Source organism: Microbacterium sp. 22195, from assembly GCF_052056515.1.
Classification (GTDB): Bacteria; Actinomycetota; Actinomycetes; order Actinomycetales; family Microbacteriaceae; genus Microbacterium.
The window spans coordinates 431,049-448,664 of the sequence record NZ_JBQEPE010000001.1 but is presented as its reverse complement, the minus strand read 5'-3'; the positions used below and the strand labels follow the sequence as shown (position 1 = coordinate 448,664).

The following is a 17,616-nucleotide window of genomic DNA, read 5'->3' as shown; positions in this document are numbered from 1 at the left end:
AGTGCTCGTGGGTTTCCTTGCGTGGCGGAGCCGCGTCCGAGGACGCGACGGGATGGGGGAATCGTCGGAATCAGTCTTCGTCTGCAGTGTCTGCCAGACGCGCTTCCTGCTGGCGGTACGCCTCACCGAGGATGCCGGTGAACTCCGAGATGCGCGCGTCGATGTCGGCGAAGATCTCCTGACCCCGAGGGTCCTTGTTCATGAAGTGCGCGGCGACGAAACCGCCGATCACACCGATCAGGAACCAGAGCAGATTCTTCATTCCGCCATCCTACGACGAGAGGCGCCGGGGAATCCCCCGACGCCTCTCGCACGGATGCTGTATCAGCGAGCCGCGTAGTACTCGACGACCAGCTGCACCTCACAGGTCACGGGGACCTCGACGCGCTTCGGACGACGGACCAGACGGGCCTGCAGCTTGTCGAGCTCGACCTCGAGGTAGCCCGGGACCGGGGGCAGGACCTCGGCGTGACCGCCGGCGGCTGCGACCTGGAAGGGCTCGAGAGCCTCGGACTTGGCCTTGACGTGGATGAGCTGACCCGGCTTCACGCGGAAGGACGGGCGGTCGACGAGCTGACCGTCGACCAGGATGTGACGGTGCACGACCAGCTGACGGGCCTGCGCGGTGGTGCGGGCGAAGCCGGCACGCAGCACGAGGGCGTCGAGACGCATCTCGAGCAGCTCGACCAGGTTCTCACCGGTCAGGCCGTCCTTGCGGCGGGCCTCGTTGAACGCGATGCGCAGCTGCTTCTCGCGGATGCCGTACTGCTCGCGCAGACGCTGCTTCTCGCGCAGACGGACGGCGTAGTCGCTGTCGGCCTTGCGCTTGGTGCGGCCGTGCTCACCCGGGGCGTAGGGACGCTTCTCGAGGTAGCGGGCGGCCTTCGGGGTGAGCGGGATGCCCAGCGCGCGGCTGAGGCGGACCTTGCGGCGGTCCTGAGACTTCGTGACCACGAAGTGCTCCTTCCATGACGCGGACGTGTCTTTCACGACTCGCGGGCGTATCTCCTCTGCTCCGCCTTTCCGCCGCGTACGCCGAGGCGCGCCGGGAAGTGCTTCAGGAATGGAGGGATGCCCGAAAACTGGGTTTCGAGCCAATCCATGCTATCAGACGAGCCCGAGCGTCTCAGCGGTCGCCGAGGATGCGGCGGATGCGCTCGAGCCGCGCGGAGACATCGCGCTCGGCGCCGAGGTTCTTCGGCTCGTAGTAGTGCCGACCGACGAGCTCGTCGGGAAGGTACTGCTGCGGCAGGATCCCCGCATCGCTGTCGTGCGGGTAGCGATACCCCTTGCCGTGGCCGAGCCGCTTCGCACCCGCATAGTGCGCGTCGCGCAGATGGATGGGCACGCGCCCGAAGCCGCCGCCGCGCACATCGGCGATCGCGGCGTCGATCGCCAGGTACGCGGCGTTCGACTTGGCCGTCGTGGCGAGGTAGATGGTCGCCTCGGCGAGCGGGATGCGGCCCTCCGGCATGCCGATGAACGCCACGGCATCCGCCGCCGCGGTGGCGATCGACAGCGCCTGCGGATCCGCGAGGCCGATGTCCTCCGCCGCGGAGATGACCAGCCGGCGGGCGATGAAGCGCGGGTCCTCCCCCGCCTCGATCATCCGCGCGAGGTAGTGCACCGCGGCATCCGGGTCCGACCCGCGGATGGACTTGATGAACGCGCTGATCACGTCGTAGTGCTCGTCGCCCTGGCGGTCGTAGCGCAGCAGCGCACGGTCCACGGCCTGAGCGACATCGTCGGCGGTGATCTCCGCCTCGCCTCCGCGCGACAGCGCGACGGCGGCGGCCGCCTCGAGCCCGGTCAGCGCCCGGCGGGCATCGCCGGAGGCCAGCCTGATCAGCGCGGCGCGCGCATCGTCGGCCACCGTGACCGCACCGGACAGACCGCGCGCATCCGTGATGGCGCGATCGACCAGCACGCCGATGTCGTCGTCGGTCAGCGGCTGGAGCGTGAGCAGCAGGGAACGCGACAGCAGCGGCGAGATGACCGAGAACGAGGGGTTCTCGGTGGTCGCGGCGATGAGGATCACCCAGCCGTTCTCGACACCCGGGAGCAGGGCGTCCTGCTGCGCCTTCGTGAAGCGGTGGATCTCATCCAGGAACAGGATCGTGGTCTGGCCGTAGAGGTCCCGCTGGGTGATGGCCTCCTGCATCACCTCGCGCACGTCCTTGACGCCCGCGGTGATCGCGGACAGCTCGACGAACCGTCGACCGGACGACCGCGCGATCGCCTGCGCGAGCGTGGTCTTGCCGGTGCCGGGCGGGCCCCACAGGATGATCGACACCGCGCCGGGTGCCTTGGCGTCAGGATCTGCGAGGGCCACGATGGGAGACCCCGTGCGCAGCAGGTGCGCCTGCCCCGCCACCTCGTCGAGCGAGACCGGCCGCATGCGCACGGCGAGCGGCGTCTGACCCGAGAGGAGCGGAGCGGAGGTCATGACTCCAGGCTACTGGGCGGCACCGACAGCGGAGGCGCGCGACTTCACAGCGCGCATGGCGGGAGGTGAGCTCTTCGTTCCACGGCCGTAACCCCATCCGCCATCCCCTGAAACGCGACCCGGCGACGCTGGACCCGAGCGAGCCCGTCGGGCTCCTGTCACTGGAGGTCCTCATGTCCTATGTCAAGCCCGCCGAGCTCGTCGAGCGCATGCTCGACGCCGGCGCCAGCAAGATGCAGCTCTCCGCGCGCGACACCGTCGTGCGCGCCTTCATGGGCGCGGCCCTGCTCACGATGGGAGCGGCCTTCGCCGTGACCGTGTCGACGCAGACCGGCCAGCCCCTGCTGGGCGCCCTGCTCTTCCCCGTCGGCTTCGCCATCCTCTATCTGTTCGGATACGACCTGCTCACCGGGGTGTTCACCCTCGGCCCGTTGGCGGTGATCGCCCGAAGGCCCGGAGCGACCGTACCCGCCATGCTCCGGAACTGGGGCCTGGTGCTCCTCGGCAACGCGGGCGGCGCAGTCCTCGTCGCGGTGCTCATGGCGCTGTACTTCACGTACTCGTTCTCCTCCGAGCCCAGCGCCGTCGGGCAGGCGATCAGCGAGATCGGTCACGGCCGCACCGTGGGCTACGCCGAGCACGGCGCGGCCGGCATGCTGACGCTGTTCGTCCGCGGTGTGCTGTGCAACTGGCTGGTGTCCACCGGCGTCGTACTGGCGATGGCCTCGGACAGCATCACGGGGAAGGTCCTGGGCATGTGGCTGCCCATCATGCTCTTCTTCTACATGGGCTTCGAGCACTCCGTGGTCAACATGTTCCTGTTCCCCTCCGGCCTGCTGCTCGGGGCGGACTTCACGCTGTGGGACTACCTCATCTGGAACGAGTTCCCCACCCTGCTGGGCAACCTCGTGGGCGGTCTGCTGTTCGTCGGACTCCCGCTCTACCTGAGCCACGGCCGCACCCGCCCGCGCACGTCGGCGCCGCGCACCGTCGCCGCGGTCGAGGTCCCGACCTCGTCATCCGTCTCCCCCGCCCCGGCGGAGCTCGAATCCGACGCCGGCGCCGAGACGGTTCTCGCCGATGTCGAGCGCGAGCGGCAGCCCACGGCGGTCTGATGACCTGGCGGCGGAGGGGCGTGCGGAAGCGCTCGACGATGACCTGGGCGATACGCGGATCCGCGCCGAGCGGCGCGGAGACCACATCGGCACCGGCTTCGTGGACGAGGCCGGCGAAGAAGCCGGGCGCGAGCAGGTGGCTGGCCGCGATCACGCGCCCCGCTCCCTCCAGTCGCGAACCGGCGACGGCATCCGCGATACGCGGCCGCATCGTCGAGACGTAGCCGACCGACACCGGGGCGGGGATCAGAGCACGCAGGTGCTCGGCCGCCGTGTCCACATCGACCGCTGCGGCGGGATCGCTCGACCCCGCCGCAGCGAGCACCACCCGATCGCCGGCGCGCCAGGAACTGCTCACAGCGGCGCGCAGGCGCGTGGCGAGCACGTGCGCGACGAGCGGATGCGAACCCAACGGCTCGGTCCGGCGAGCACCGGGATGCCCTGCGATCGCCTCGGCGATGTCGACGGCGGTGTGGTGGCCCGCAGACAGCAGCAGGGGCACCACGACCACGTCGTCCTCCGTGCTCTCCTCGACGACGACGTCGCGGATCGCGGGGATCTGGACGTCGACGAAGGCCTGCACCACCCGCACGCCGGGCAGCAGCTCGCGTACCATCTCCACCAGCCGGACGATCGTCGCGCGCCCTGCGCCGGAGTCCGTGCCGTGCGAGCAGGCGATCAGAGTGGTCACGCCGTCTCCGGCACGGTCAGGCGGTATCCGCGCTTGACCACCGTCCTCACGGCATCCGCGCCACCGAGACCGTCGCGCAGACGCGCGATCGCCATCTCCACGGCGTGGGCGCTCTCGCCCCCGCGCGGAAGCGTTCGCCCCAGCTCCTCGCGTGAGAGCACCCGCCCGCGGGCATCGAACAGTGCCCCGAGGATGCTCGCCGACGATGGGGAGAGCGGGGCGAAACGACCGTCCAGCAGTGCCCCGCCGCTGCGCACCTCGAGCTCCCCCGCCGCGGTGGTGGCGAACGGCGTGCCGCCCGCGGCGAAGTGATCGACGACGCAGCGCACCAGCGATCCGAGCCTTCCCCGCACGGCCGTCTTCACGTTCAGAGCCGCCTCTGCGAAGGGAGCCGCGGTGATCGGGCCGACGGCCGCCAGCAGCAGCCGGCCGTTCGCCGCGCGCTCCCGGATGGCACGGATCGCTCCCGCGTCCTCCGCCACGCGGATCCAGGCTGCCGCACCCGGCGCCGAGGTGAACAGGACAGCGTCGACGGCTCCCGATGCGGCCTGCTGCGCGGAGCGCCGCACCACTTCCGGGTCCGGCGGAGGCCCCCAGCGGTACACGGTGAGCGGCACGACGTCGGCGCCGTGCTCGATGAGCAGGGAGTCGAGCCCATCGGCCCCGGCGCCGTGGTGCTGGACGGCGATGCGAAGCCCCTCGACACCGCCCGCGATCAGGTGCTCCGCGACCTCGGCGGACGTCTCGGATGCGGCGACCCACCGCGCCGCGAAGCCGGCCTGCTGGACGGCGCCGTGCGCTTTGGGCCCTCGGGCGATGAAGCGGGCGTCCTGCAGGGCGGCCGAGAGGGGCTCGTGCAGTCCGCGCTCGTGCGCCGCGTCCATCCACCCCCGCAGGCCGATGCCGGTGGTGACCACGACCACGTCCGGCGGTTCCGCGATGAGCGCGCGCGACCGCTCGATGAGCTGCTCGTCATCGGCGGCATGAAGGATGCTCAGTGCCGGAGCCCGGTACACCGCGGCTCCGCGGCGCTCGAGCGCCTTGGCCAGGTCGCCCGCGCGCCGATCGGCGGCGATGACGATCGTGCATCCGGTCAGGGCCTCGTCGGGCAGGGAGGCGGCCGTCATGCGAGCGTCACCCGCTGCGACGCGGGGGCGGGCAGCAGCAGATCTGCGCGTGCGACCTCGCCGATCACGATCACCGCGGGGTTGCTGAGGCCGATCTCCGCGGCGTCCGTCAGCGCATGCGCCAGCGTGGTGCGGGTGGTGCGCTGCACTGCGCTGTGCCCGTTCTCGACGAACGCCATCGGACGCTCCCCCGGGATGCCGCTGCGCACCGCGGCCGATACGAGCTGCGGGAGCGCAGCGACGCCCATGAGCACGATCGTCGTCACCGCGGGATCGCCCATCGCGGCCAGCGTCGAAGGCTCGAGTCCGCCCTGGCCGTTGACGACGTGGAAGGCGGCTGCTGTGCCACGGTGGGTGACCGGGATGCCCGCCGCCTGAGGCACCGCGATCGCGCTGGACACCCCTGGCGTGACCTCGACGGCGACACCGGCGGCGAGGCAGGCCCGCACCTCCTCACCACCGCGGCCGAACACGAACGGATCGCCGCCCTTGAGGCGGACCACACGACGCCCCGCGAGCGCATGCTCGACGAGGATGCTGTTGATCTCCTCCTGTGGCACCGGATGGGCGCCAGGGCGCTTTCCGACGTCGATCACCTGCACACCGGGGTCGAGTTCACGGACGACCTCCTGCGCAGGCCCGAGACGGTCGGTGACGATCACGTCCGCCTCGGCGATGAGGCGCCGGGCACGCACCGTCATCAGATCGGCGGGCCCGGGCCCTCCGCCGACGAGGTCCACGCGGCCTGCTCCGCCTCGCCGGTTGCGGCGCAGCGGGAGGCGTCCGTTGGCCACGAGGTCTGCGATCGCATCCCGGATCGCCATCGTGCGCCTCGGGTCGGCGCCGTGGGTGCTGACGACGCCGAGTGTGACGTCACCCGCGTCCGTCTGAGCAGTCATCCGCGCTGAGCCGTGCGATCCGTCACCGGCCGCGACGCACAGGATCCGGCGTCGTTCGCAGAGCGCCACGACGCGGCGATCGACGTGCGCATCGCCGGTCGCGACGTGCACCATCCACACCCCTGCGAGGTCCGCGGCGCGAAACCGTCGCGCCCGCCAGTCCAGCGCATGCGTCCGGACGAGCCGAGCGGCGTCGGGATCCAGCTCCGGCGCGACGACCCGCACGATGGCACCCTCATCGACGAACCGACGCAGCCGGCGCGCCGACACGGCGCCTCCCCCGACCAGCAGAACGTCGCGCCCGGCCAATGAGACCCCCAGTATCAGCGTCATCCCTGCTCCTCGAAGTCGAGGTAGACGTCGTCATCGCGGACGACGACCGGCCAGACCCGCAAGGACGCCGCAGGCCTGCCCTGCGTCGCCACGCACAGGCCGGTGCGCAGATCGAAGACCTGCTTGTGCATCGGAGAGGCGACCGTGGGCGACTGATCCCTGGTGCCGACGATGCCGCGGGACATCACGTGCGCTCCGCTGTACGGGTCGAGGTTCGACACAGCGTGCACCGTGCCGTCCGCGAGGAGGAACAGCGCGATCTGCGTGCTGCCGAGCAGCGCGGCGCGACCGCGCTCCACTTCCAGGTCCCGTACTGAGCACACGCGCACGAGTGTGTCGACGGCTGCTGCGATGGTCATCTGCGCACCTCCAAGGTGGTTCCGGCGATGAGGATGCTCTCGGCCGACCGCTCGTCCGCGGTCGCCGGACGCACCTGTCCGCGGACGGGCACGTACGCGAGCGAGGGATCGGGGGTGTCTGCGGCGTTCACGAAGGAGCCGAAGCGCCGCAGCTTCTCCGGATCGCGGAGCGTCGCCGCCCACTCGTCCTCGTAGCGGTCGACGTGGCGCGCCATCGCGGCGTCGAGATCAGCGCAGATGCCGAGACTGTCATCGAAGATGACCTCGCGCAGGCCGTCCAGACCGCCCTCGAGCTCCTCGCACCAGGGTGCCGTCCGCTGCAGGCGGTCGGCCGTGCGGATGTAGTACATGAAGAAGCGGTCGATCGCGCGGATCAGTCCCTCGTCGTCGAGCTCCGAGGCCAGCAGCTCGGCATGCCTCGGCGAGAATCCGCCGTTCCCGCCCACGTACATGTTCCAGCCGGTCTCGGTGGCGATCACTCCGACGTCCTTGCTGCGGGCCTCTGCGCATTCGCGAGCGCATCCCGAGACGCCCACCTTGAGCTTGTGGGGCGCACGCAGCCCGCGGTAGCGCAGTTCGAGGCGCACCGCCATGCCCACCGAGTCGAGGACGCCGTATCGGCACCACGTGGAGCCCACGCACGACTTCACCGTGCGCAGCGCTTTGCCGTACGCCTGCCCCGACTCGAATCCCGCCTCGACGAGGCGCCCCCAGATCGCGGGAAGCTGCTCGAGCCGGGCGCCGAACATGTCGATCCGCTGACCCCCGGTGATCTTCGTGTAGAGCCCGTAGTCGTCGGCGATCCGGCCGATCGCGATCAATCCGGCAGGTGTGACCTCGCCGCCGGGCATGCGCGGCACGACCGAATAGGTGCCGTCCTTCTGCATGTTCGCCATCACGTGGTCGTTGGTGTCCTGCAGCGCGGCGTTCTCGCCGTCGAGCACGTGCTCCCCGACCAGCACGGAGAGGATGCTGGCCAGGGCGGGCTTGCAGATGTCGCAGCCCCTCCCACGGCCGAAGCGCGCGATGATCGCGCTGAAGGTCGTGAGCTCCGACACGCGCACGGCGTCGAACAGCTGGCGTCGTGACATGTCGAAGTGCTCGCACAGAGCCGTGGAAGCCGTGCGACCGGACTTCGCGAGTTCCTTGGCGACGATCTTCGACACCATGAAGACGCAGGAACCGCAGGTGGCGCCCGCTCGTGTGCAGCTCTTCACGCCCGCCGCGTCCGCGCATCCCTCCTCGTGCACGGCGGTGCGGATGCGTCCCGCGGTGACGTTCGAGCACGAGCAGACGACAGCGTCGTCGGGCAGTTCACGGGAGGGCGCCTCGATGCGGTCCTCCGGCAGCAGGTACGCCGCCGGGTCACCGCCCAGTGGGCCCCCGACCAGCGGCCGCAGTGCGCCGTACGCCGACGCGTCACCGATCAGGATGCCGCCGAGGAGCGTCTTCGCATCGTCCGAGAGGACGAGCTTCTTGTAGACGCCCGCCACCGGGTCGGTGTAGACCACGTCGAGCGCGCCGGGAATCGTCGCCATCGCGTCCCCGAAGCTCGCCACATCCACGCCGGACAGCTTCAGCTTCGTCGAGTCGTCGTAGCCGGGGAAGGACGCGTCCGCGCCGTTCAGCCGCGCCGCCGCCACTTCCGCCATCGTATATCCAGGTGCGACCAGACCCACCGCGCGACCCTCGAAGCTCGCGACCTCACCGACGGCGAGGATCCGAGGATCGTCCGTGCGGCATCCCTCGTCGATGATCACGCCTCCGTGCGGGTGGACCGCGAGTCCCGCCTCGCGGGCGAGCTCGTCGCGCGGGCGGACGCCGACCGTGAACACGACGACGTCGGCGGGCAGGCGGCCTCCGTCCTGGAACTCGACCGCGGCGACCGCGCCGGACTCGTCGGCCGCGAGTCGGCTGGTACGGCTTCCGGTGCGCACCGAGATGCCTCGAGTCTCGATGAGACGCCGCAGCACGATCCCGCCCGCCGCGTCGAGCTGGGCGGACATGAGCCGATCCGAGGACTGCACCACCGTGCAGTCGACATCCATCCCCTGCAGCGCCCCGGCGGCCTCGAGCCCGAGCAGGCCACCGCCGATCACCGCGCCGCGGAGCGTCCGTCCCAGTCGCGCGCTGCGCTCCGCGACGTGCTCACGCAGCCGCGCCACGTCGTCGAGGGTGCGATAGACGAAGCATCCGTCGAGGTCGCGGCCCTCGACCGGAAGCCGCGGAGCATACGACCCGGTGGCCAGCACCAGCGTCTGGTAGGCGAGCACCGCGCCGGACAGCGTCTGCACCGTCTGCGCGGCACGGTCGACGCGCGTCACGGGATCGCCGCTCAGATGGGTCACCCGTGGATCGGCGAACACCCTGCGGTCCAGCGCGAGCTCGTCGGCGGTCGTGCCGGAGAAGAAGGACGTCAGGCCCACGCGGTCGTAGGGATCCCTCGCCTCCTCGCCGATCACGGTGACGGAGCGGCGGTCCTGACCGCCGCTGAGAAGACTGTCGACGAAGCGGTGCGCGACCATGCCCGCACCCACCACGAGCACATCCGCGGCGGCTCCGAGCTGTTCGGTCATCGCACCCTGTTCCATGCATCGAAGCTATGGAGCCCGTGTTTCGCGAACCGGCCGATCCGCGTTACGCCCGTCGAACAGTTCGCTCACAAACGGGTAACGATGGTGTGAGCAGACCGGGCGATAGGGTTGCGATGGCGGGCCCACCGGTCCGGACAGAGGGAGAGGAACGCGATGGCGACACGCGGTTCCCGTGGCGCGCAGCAGCGCGCACGCACGGATGCGGAACGAGCACGTCTCTACGCGGCGCGCCGCGACTGGAACGACGGACTCGTCGCCCGCAGGCGCCGCGACACGGTGATCGCCGTCGTCGCGGGCGGACTCATCGTCATCGGGGCCGGAGTGAGCCAGGCGGTCCACGCGCAGGTCGGCGCACCCGCTCCGAAGCCGTCCCCGACGGCGACCGAGCCCGCGCCGGAACCGCTGCTGACCCCGCCCGCCGACGAGTCGCCCGCACCCACGCAGACTCCCGGCGAGTGAACTAGGCTGAGCGGAGTCCTTTCCCACTCCCGCGGACAGACCGCGCAAGGAGAACACCGTGTCTGACGACAACGCACCCAAGCCCACCCCGCCGATCCCCGCACCGCCGCGCAAGCCGATGCCGCGGGTCACCGCCACTCCCGCCGCAGCCCCCACGGTCCCTGCGCCGGTCTCCTCGGACGCGTCCGAGTGGGGCCGTGTCGCCGAGGACGGCACCGTCGAGGTGCGGGAGGGCGACGACTGGCGTCCGGTCGGGCAGTACCCGGACGGCACCCCCGACGAGGCCCTCGCCTACTACGCGCGCAAGTTCGACGACTTCGCCGTCAAGCTCGGCACGCTGGAGACCCGGGCGCAGGGCGGCGGAAGCTCGGCATCCGATCTGACCAAGCAGGCGAAGCACCTCCTCGACGAGGTCACCGGCGCCGCCGCGGTCGGCGACCTCGCCGGACTCCGCACGCGCATCGAGACGCTGATCAGCTCGCTCTCCGAGGCCGCCGCAAAGGAGGCGGAAGCCGCCAAGGAGGCGCTGGACGCCGCGATCGCCGAGCGCACCGTCATCGTGGAGAAGGCCGAGGCCATCGCCGGCCGCGATCTCGCCAAGGTGCAGTGGAAGCAGGTCACGGCTGAGATGACCGAGCTGTTCGACGCGTGGCAGGCGCACCAGCAGAACGGGCCCCGTCTGCCCAAGGGCACGGCGCAGCAGCTCTGGAAGCGGTTCCGCGACGCCCGTTCTACCGTGGACAAGGCGCGCCGCGCGTTCTTCTCCGAGCTCGACGACGTGCACCGCGCCGCGCGCGACGTGAAGTCCCGCCTGGTCGAGCGCGCCGAGGCGCTCGCTCCGCGCGGCATCGACGGCATCCCCGCCTACCGCACCCTGCTCGACGAGTGGAAGGCAGCCGGCCGCGCCGGCCGCAAGGCCGACGACGCGCTCTGGGCGAAGTTCAAGGCCGCCGGTGACGCCCTCTATGCGGCGCGCGCCGAGCAGGCCGCCGCCGAGGAGGCGGACTCCGCACCGCGCATCGAGGCCCGCGAGGCGCTTCTCGAGGAGGCGAAGGCCGTCGCCGACGAGCCGAACCTGAAGCGCGCGCGTCAGCTGCTGACCCGCATCCAGCGCCAGTGGGACGAGGTCGGGCGCATCTTCCCGCGTGAGAAGGAGCGCGCGCTGGACGACCGCATGCGCTCCATCGAGCAGGCGCTCAAGGCCCGCGAGGACGTGGACTGGAAGAAGAACAACCCCGAGACCAAGGCACGCGCGAACGACATGAGCTCGCAGCTGCTCGACGCGATCGAGAAGCTCGAGCAGGAGCTCGCCGCGGCGGAGAAGGCCGGCGACAAGAAGGCCGTCAAGGAGGCGACGGAGGCGCTGGCCGCCCGTCGCGCCTGGCTCAGCGCGCTCGGCGCCTGATCCGCGTTATCCACAGTATGAGCCGTGCGCGCCCGTCATCGGGCGGCACGGCTCATACTTCTTTGCATGCATCCTGCCCTCTTCTACCGGCCGGGCGAGCGCCTCTCGCTCCCTGAACTGGGCGCCGCGCGGCTGGACGGAGACGTCTTCGAGGTCGGCGAGGGGTTCATGCCCGCGGACACCGTCGAGGAGGCGGATGCCAGGGCCACGAGCCTGCGCGACCTCGTCCCCGTGCATCTGGCCGCCTGCGGCCCGACGGCGGCTTGGATCCACGGCGCCGGTGACGCGCCGCCGCAGATCCACCACGTGCGGCGAGGCGGCCCGACCCGCGGACGCGTCGGCTTCTCACCCCGGGTGGTCTACCACGAGCGTCGTGCCGCGCCCGAGGAGCTCCTGTCGATCGGCGGCATCGCGGTCACGACGCCCCTCGCCACCGCAGAGGAGCTGCTGTTCGCGGCGACGAGGCCGGACGGGGACGACGAGAGCTGGCTGCGCGCGCTGCTGCTGCTGAGCCCCGAGCTGGTCGACGCGCTCCGGTCCACGCTCGCGGCCACGGCGCGGCGCCCCGGAAGACGCCGCGCCGTGCAGCTGATGTCGGAGCTCGCGACGGTCAGGACGTCGTGACGCGGTACACGTCGTAGACGGCGTCGATCCGCCGCACGGCGTTCAGCACGCGGTCCAGGTGCACCGAGTCGCCCATCTCGAACACGAAGCGGCTCAGCGCCAGACGCTCGTCCGTGGTCGAGACGGTCGCGGAAAGGATGTTCACGTGGTGCTCGCTGAGCACCCGGGTCACATCGGAGAGCAGCCCCGAGCGGTCCAGCGCCTCGACCTGGATCTGCACCCGGAACACGCTCTTCGTGGTGGGCGCCCACTCGACCTCGACGAAGCGCTCGGGATCGCTGCCGAGGGCCTTGACGTTGACGCAGTCCTTGCGGTGGACCGAGACGCCGCTGCCGCGGGTGACGAAGCCCACGATGGGATCGCCGGGCACGGGCGTGCAGCAGCGCGCGAGCTTCACCAGGATGTCGGCGGCGCCACGCACGAGGATGCCGGAGTCGCCGGAGCGGGCCTCCCTCGCCGGGGTGTGGCCGGGCAGCTCGATGGCACCGGTGCTGGTGTCCGGCTCCGAGGCGACGAGCGCGGTGACCTTCTCCAGCACCGACTGCGTGGAGACGTGCCCCTCGCCGACGGCGGCGTACAGCGCCGTCACGTCCTCGTAGCGCAGCTGGTGCGCGACCTCCGCGAACGACTCCTGACTCATCAGTCGCTGCAACGGAAGGTTCTGCTTGCGCATCGCGCGGGCGATGGACTCCTTGCCCTGCTCGACCGCCTCCTCGCGGCGCTCCTTCGTGAACCAGCCCTTGATCTTGTTCCGCGCGCGGGTGCTCTTGACGAACGTCAGCCAGTCCTGGCTGGGGCCCGCATCCGGGTTCTTCGAGGTGAACACCTCGACCACATCACCGCTGCGCAGCTCCGACTCCAGCGGGACCAGCCGGCCGTTGACCTTGGCGCCCATCGTGCGATGGCCGATCTCCGTGTGCACCGCGTACGCGAAGTCCACCGGCGTCGCGCCCGCAGGCAGGCCGATGACACGCCCCTTCGGGGTGAAGACGTAGACCTCCTTGGCGCCGATCTCGAACCGGAGCGAGTCGAGGAACTCGCTCGGGTCCGCGGTCTCGGCCTGCCAGTCGGAGATGTGGGCGAGCCAGGCCATGTCGGCATCCGTCTTGCGGGTCTCGACCTTGCCGCCGTTCATCCGCTCCTTGTACATCCAGTGCGCGGCGACGCCGAACTCCGCCTGCTGATGCATCTCGTGCGTGCGGATCTGGATCTCCACCGTGCGGCCGGAGGGCCCGATGACCGTGGTGTGCAGCGACTGGTAGAGGTTGAACTTCGGGGTGGCGATGTAGTCCTTGAAGCGGCCCGGCAGCGGCGTCCAGCGCGCATGGATCGCTCCCAGGACCGCGTAGCAGTCGCGCACCGAGTTGACCAGCACGCGGATGCCGATGAGGTCGTAGATGTCATCGAACTCGCGTCCGCGCACGACCATCTTCTGGTACACGGAGTACAGCTGCTTGGGACGGCCGACCACCTTGCCGCGGATCCGCAGCTCGCGCAGGTCCTCGTCGATCGCCTCGATCACCTGCTGCAGGTACTTCTCGCGCTGCGGGGTGCGCTGGGCGATCAGGCTGTTGATCTCGGCGTAGATCTTCGGATGCAGAACGGCGAAGGACAGGTCCTCGAGCTCGGACTTGATGGTCTGGATGCCGAGCCGGTTGGCCAGGGGCGCGTAGATCTCCAGCGTCTCCTTGGCCTTGCGCGCGGACTTCTCGGGTGGAACGAACCCCCAGGTGCGCGCATTGTGCAGTCTGTCGGCGAGCTTGATGAGCAGCACGCGAATGTCCTTGGACATGGCCACGATCATCTTGCGGACGGTCTCGGCCTGGGCGCTCTCGCCGTACTTGACCTTGTCGAGCTTGGTGACGCCGTCGACGAGCATCGCGACCTCGTCGCCGAACTCCTCGGTGAGCTCGCTCAGCGCGTAGCCGGTGTCCTCCACCGTGTCGTGCAGCAGGGCGGCCGCGATCGCGCGCGGCCCGAGCCCCAGCTCGGCGAGGATCTGCGCGACCGCGAGGGGGTGCGTGATGTAGGGCTCGCCGCTCTGACGGAACTGCCCCTCGTGCTTCTCCTTCGCGACGCGATACGCATGCTCGATGATCGGGAGATCGCCACGGGGATGATTCGCACGGACCGTGCGGATCAGATTGTCCAGGTCGTTGACGCGGGGCGCGCGGGAGAAGATGCGCGGCACCAGCCTGCGCAGGCTGGATCCCTGCGATGCGACCTGCGAATCGGCCATCTGTGCTCCCGTCCCCGCGATGTGTTCATCCTACGCGGGGACCGGGCGCACCCGATCCCCGCAGGGGTCCGCTCACACGGAGGTGGTCGCTGCGGCGCGCTCGCGCGCCTGGAGCACCTTCTTGTCGTGCGCGAGGATCTCCGGCTCGTTCTGGCGGAACGCCGCATACAGCGGGGCCGCCACGAACAGCGTGGAGTACGTCGCGACGAGGATGCCGACGAAGATCGACAGCGAGATGGCCGAGAGCGTCTCCGCACCGAACCAGAAGGCGCCGATGAAGAGGATCGCGCCGACCGGAAGAGCGGCCACGACGGACGTGTTGATCGAGCGGACCAGGGTCTGGTTGACCGCGAGGTTGACCGATTCGCCGAAGGTGCGCTGCAGACTGACGGCGTCCTCCTGGGTGTTCTCGCGCACCTTGTCGAACACGACCGTGGTGTCGTACAGCGAGTACGCCAGGATCGTCAGGAATCCGATCACCGCGGCCGGGGAGATCTCGAAGCCGGCGAGGGCGTAGATGCCGACCGTGATGACCAGCACGTCCAGGAGTCCGAGGATCGAGGCCGCCGACATCTTCCAGGTGCGGAAGTAGATGCCGAGGATCAGGAAGGTCAGCGCCAGGAAGATCGCCAGGCCCCACAGCGACTGCCGCGTCACGCCCTCACCCCAGGCGGGACCGATGAAGGAGTCCGAGACCTCGTCGGCCTTCACGTCGAAGGCCTTCGCGAGCGCGGCCTTGACGTCCTGCGTCTGGTTCGGGGTCATCCGGTCGGTCTGGACGCGGACGTCCTTCTTGTTGACGATCGCGACCTTGGTCGTCGCGCCGGGGACCACCGAGCGCACGGCATCACTCGCCAGGCCCTGATTGGTGGATGCGGGGCCGACCACCATGAACTGGGATCCGCCGGTGAACTCGATGGAGAACTGCACCGGCCGCACGAGCGGGACCAGCACGGATCCCAGCACCAGCAGGATCGCGATCACGAACCACAGGCGGCGCTTGCCGACGAACGGGAAGGAGGTCTTCCCGGAGTACAGGTTGTTGCCGAACTCATTCATGGAGATCATGAGGCGTCGGAGTCCTTCCCGGCATCCTTGGATCCCATCGCGGTGAGTGCCTCAGCGCGCTTGCGCTCGGCGATCGTCTGGCGCCGCTCGGCCTCACCCCGAGCGCCCTTGTTGCGCGCCGCGCGCCCCTTCGAGGCGGTCTCCGCGGTGCGATACTCGACCTCGGCGCCGCGGACGGCGCCCAGCGACTCGGCGTTCAGGCCCGAGAGCCTGTGGCCGCCGCCGAAGAAGCGGGTGCGCGCGAGGATCTGCATGACCGGGTGCGTGAAGATCACGAAGATGAACACGTCGATCAGGGTCGTCAGACCCAGTGTGAACGCGAAGCCCTTGACCGTCGCGTCGGCGAGGATGAACAGCACGACGGCGGCCAGGATGTTGACCGACTTGGCGATGTAGATCGTGCGCTTGGCGCGCTCCCAGCCGTACTCGATCGAGCCGGTGATCGACCTGCCGTCGCGCAGCTCGTCGCGGATGCGCTCGAAGTACACGATGAACGAGTCGGCGGTGAAGCCGATCGACACGATCAGACCGGCGACGCCGGCGAGCGAGAGCCGGAAGCCCATGCGCCACGCGAGGATCGCGATGATGATGTAGGTCAGCACGCCCATCACGGCGATCGACGCCATGATCACCCAGCCGAGTGCGCGGTAGCTGAGCAGCGAGTAGACCGCCACCAGGCCCAGACCGATCAGACCGGCGATCAGACCGTACTGCAGCTGCTGCGAGCCGAGGGTCGCGGACACGGTGTCCGAGCTCTGCACGGTGAAGCTCAGCGGCAGGGCGCCGTACTTGAGCTGGTCGGCGAGCGTCTTCGCGCTCTCCTGCGTGAAGCTGCCCGAGATGCTGGGCTTGCCGTTGAGGATCGCGGCCTGCATGACGGGTGCCGAGATGACCTTGCCGTCGAGCACGAACGCGAACTGGTCGCGCGGGCTGAGGTTCGCGATGCGGTTGGCGTTCAGCCGCTGACTGATCTCGCCGAAGACCTTGGTGCCCTTGGCGTTCATCGACAGGTTGACGGTCCACTGGCCGGATTGCTGCTCACGACCCGCGGTGGCGTCGTTGATGACCGTGCCGTCGAGCTCCATCGGCCCGAGGATGTACTTCGCCTGGGCGTTGCCCTGCGTGTCGAACTCGCAGGCGATCAGAGGCTGGTCCTCCGGGGGATTGCTGTCCTGCTCGGCATTGCAGTCGAAGGCCTGGAACTGGGCCTGCAGCTTCGGCGTGATGTACGCCGGGTCCGAGGCATTGGTGGGCTTCGCGGTCGGCGTGGCCTCCAGCGTGGCCGCCGGCGTCGGGTACGGCGTGCTCTTGCCGTCCTCGCCGACGAAGCTGTTCACCGGAGCATCCGTGTACAGCACGGCCCGGAACTCGAGCTTCGCGCTGGCGGTGATGCGCGCGCGGTCGGCCTTGGAGGCGGCACCCGGGATCTGGACGACGATGTTGCGGCCGCCCTCGGTGGTGATGTCGGCCTCCGACACGCCCGATGCGTCCACGCGCTGGCGGATGATCGAGACCGCCTGGGTCAGCTGGTCGGACGAAGGCGCGGCGCCGTCGGGCGTCGCCGCCTGCAGGATGATCTGCGTGCCGCCCTGCAGGTCGAGCGCGAGTTCGGGTGTCCAGGAGCTGGCGGGCTTGTCGTTGTCAGCCTTGAAGACGTAGACGCCGAGCGCGTTGATGCCGAACAGCACCGCCGTCACGACGAGCAGGCCGAGGAGGACCCGCCAGGCGTGACGGGTCGGGGATGTGGATGCCACGGGGTTCCGCTTTCCGCGAGAGAGGACGCTGCGCGTCAGTTGTCGTTGTTGCGCTCGAGACGAGCCTTCGTCTCCTCGGGCGTCTCGACCTGGATCGACTCGATCCCGTCGTTCGCGCCCTGCGCCGGCGTGGTCTCAGCGGCAGTGTCCTCGGCGGCGTCCTCGGTGTCGGCCTCGTCGTCGGCGGCGTCCTCGGTGGGGTCGACGACGCGGATGATGGCCTGGCTGTGCACCTCGATGACGACACCCGGAGCGAGCTCCACCTGGGCGGGCTTGTCGAGGTCGACCGGGTCGAAGGACACGATGGTGCCGTACAGGCCGCCCTGCAGGAGCACCTTGGCGCCCGGGACGGTCTTGGCGGCCTTCTCCTCCTGCTGCTCCTTCATCTGCTTCTGGCGCTTGCGCGTGTTCATGAACATGAACACGAGCATCACGGCGAGAAGACCGAAGAGCATGAGGGACATGGGATCCATAGGAGCAAGAGCCTTTCAGATGCACGCCGG

15 protein-coding genes and 1 pseudogene are annotated in these 17,616 nt (G+C 69.9%); 4 read left to right on the top strand and 12 right to left on the bottom strand.

Annotated elements, in window-relative coordinates; translation table 11 throughout:
* Nucleotides 1–70: 70 nt before the first annotated feature.
* The 3 genes from ACTJJ4_RS02210 to ACTJJ4_RS02200 form a co-directional block, all read right to left on the bottom strand.
* Entirely contained in the window at nucleotides 71–262 is a 192-nt protein-coding gene (locus ACTJJ4_RS02210; protein ID WP_285632111.1) for a hypothetical protein, read from the bottom strand.
* Nucleotides 263–324: 62 nt separating this feature from the next.
* Nucleotides 325–954 (bottom strand): 30S ribosomal protein S4, encoded by a 630-nt coding sequence (rpsD, locus tag ACTJJ4_RS02205; RefSeq protein WP_182253198.1) that lies wholly within the window; start codon nucleotides 952–954, stop codon nucleotides 325–327.
* 172 nt (nucleotides 955–1,126) lie between these two features.
* A complete protein-coding gene (locus tag ACTJJ4_RS02200; protein ID WP_440941823.1) occupies nucleotides 1,127–2,446 on the bottom strand; it encodes a replication-associated recombination protein A in 1,320 nt (439 codons plus the stop codon).
* Between the two features lie 173 nt (nucleotides 2,447–2,619).
* Between ACTJJ4_RS02200 and ACTJJ4_RS02195 the strand changes: the two genes are divergently transcribed.
* Nucleotides 2,620–3,561, top strand: coding sequence for a formate/nitrite transporter family protein (locus ACTJJ4_RS02195; protein ID WP_440941822.1), 942 nt, complete (start codon nucleotides 2,620–2,622; stop codon nucleotides 3,559–3,561).
* A gap of 49 nt (nucleotides 3,562–3,610) precedes the next feature.
* Here ACTJJ4_RS02195 and ACTJJ4_RS02190 read toward each other — a convergent pair.
* The 5 genes and pseudogenes from ACTJJ4_RS02190 to nirB form a co-directional block, all read right to left on the bottom strand.
* Nucleotides 3,611–4,252, bottom strand: a pseudogene (locus ACTJJ4_RS02190) (sirohydrochlorin chelatase); the annotation flags it as partial.
* Nucleotides 4,249–5,379: a uroporphyrinogen-III synthase gene (locus ACTJJ4_RS02185; RefSeq protein WP_440941821.1), complete on the bottom strand. Its 1,131-nt coding sequence runs from the start codon at nucleotides 5,377–5,379 to the stop codon at nucleotides 4,249–4,251. The pseudogene ACTJJ4_RS02190 and the gene ACTJJ4_RS02185, both read right to left, overlap by 4 nt.
* The gene (gene cobA / locus ACTJJ4_RS02180; RefSeq protein WP_440941820.1) at nucleotides 5,376–6,611 is read right to left on the bottom strand and encodes a uroporphyrinogen-III C-methyltransferase; all 1,236 of its coding nucleotides are present in this window, start codon (nucleotides 6,609–6,611) and stop codon (nucleotides 5,376–5,378) included. The genes ACTJJ4_RS02185 and cobA overlap by 4 nt, the downstream gene beginning before the upstream one ends.
* Entirely contained in the window at nucleotides 6,608–6,970 is a 363-nt protein-coding gene (gene nirD, locus ACTJJ4_RS02175) for a nitrite reductase small subunit NirD (RefSeq protein WP_440941819.1), read from the bottom strand. Before nirD ends, cobA begins: the two co-directional genes overlap by 4 nt.
* The gene (gene nirB, locus ACTJJ4_RS02170) at nucleotides 6,967–9,561 is read right to left on the bottom strand and encodes a nitrite reductase large subunit NirB (RefSeq protein ID WP_440941818.1); all 2,595 of its coding nucleotides are present in this window, start codon (nucleotides 9,559–9,561) and stop codon (nucleotides 6,967–6,969) included. The genes nirD and nirB overlap by 4 nt, the downstream gene beginning before the upstream one ends.
* Before the next feature lie 156 nt (nucleotides 9,562–9,717).
* Here nirB and ACTJJ4_RS02165 point away from each other — a divergent pair, with 156 nt between their 5' ends.
* From ACTJJ4_RS02165 to ACTJJ4_RS02155, 3 genes are all read left to right on the top strand, one after another.
* Nucleotides 9,718–10,023, top strand: coding sequence for a hypothetical protein (locus ACTJJ4_RS02165; RefSeq protein ID WP_440941817.1), 306 nt, complete (start codon nucleotides 9,718–9,720; stop codon nucleotides 10,021–10,023).
* A gap of 118 nt (nucleotides 10,024–10,141) precedes the next feature.
* Entirely contained in the window at nucleotides 10,142–11,428 is a 1,287-nt protein-coding gene (locus ACTJJ4_RS02160; RefSeq protein ID WP_440942804.1) for a DUF349 domain-containing protein, read from the top strand.
* Nucleotides 11,429–11,494: 66 nt separating this feature from the next.
* Entirely contained in the window at nucleotides 11,495–12,052 is a 558-nt protein-coding gene (locus ACTJJ4_RS02155) for a hypothetical protein (RefSeq protein ID WP_440941816.1), read from the top strand.
* Here ACTJJ4_RS02155 and ACTJJ4_RS02150 read toward each other — a convergent pair.
* The 4 genes from ACTJJ4_RS02150 to ACTJJ4_RS02135 form a co-directional block, all read right to left on the bottom strand.
* Entirely contained in the window at nucleotides 12,039–14,291 is a 2,253-nt protein-coding gene (locus tag ACTJJ4_RS02150) for a RelA/SpoT family protein (protein WP_440941815.1), read from the bottom strand. The two genes, ACTJJ4_RS02155 and ACTJJ4_RS02150, sit on opposite strands and share 14 nt — an antisense overlap.
* Nucleotides 14,292–14,363: 72 nt before the next feature.
* Nucleotides 14,364–15,359 (bottom strand): protein translocase subunit SecF, encoded by a 996-nt coding sequence (gene secF / locus ACTJJ4_RS02145; RefSeq protein WP_285632075.1) that lies wholly within the window; start codon nucleotides 15,357–15,359, stop codon nucleotides 14,364–14,366.
* A complete protein-coding gene (secD, locus tag ACTJJ4_RS02140) occupies nucleotides 15,356–17,113 on the bottom strand; it encodes a protein translocase subunit SecD (RefSeq protein WP_440941814.1) in 1,758 nt (585 codons plus the stop codon). The genes secF and secD overlap by 4 nt, the downstream gene beginning before the upstream one ends.
* Before the next feature lie 35 nt (nucleotides 17,114–17,148).
* A complete protein-coding gene (locus tag ACTJJ4_RS02135) occupies nucleotides 17,149–17,577 on the bottom strand; it encodes a preprotein translocase subunit YajC (protein ID WP_440941813.1) in 429 nt (142 codons plus the stop codon).
* Between the last annotated feature and the right edge of the window lie 39 nt (nucleotides 17,578–17,616).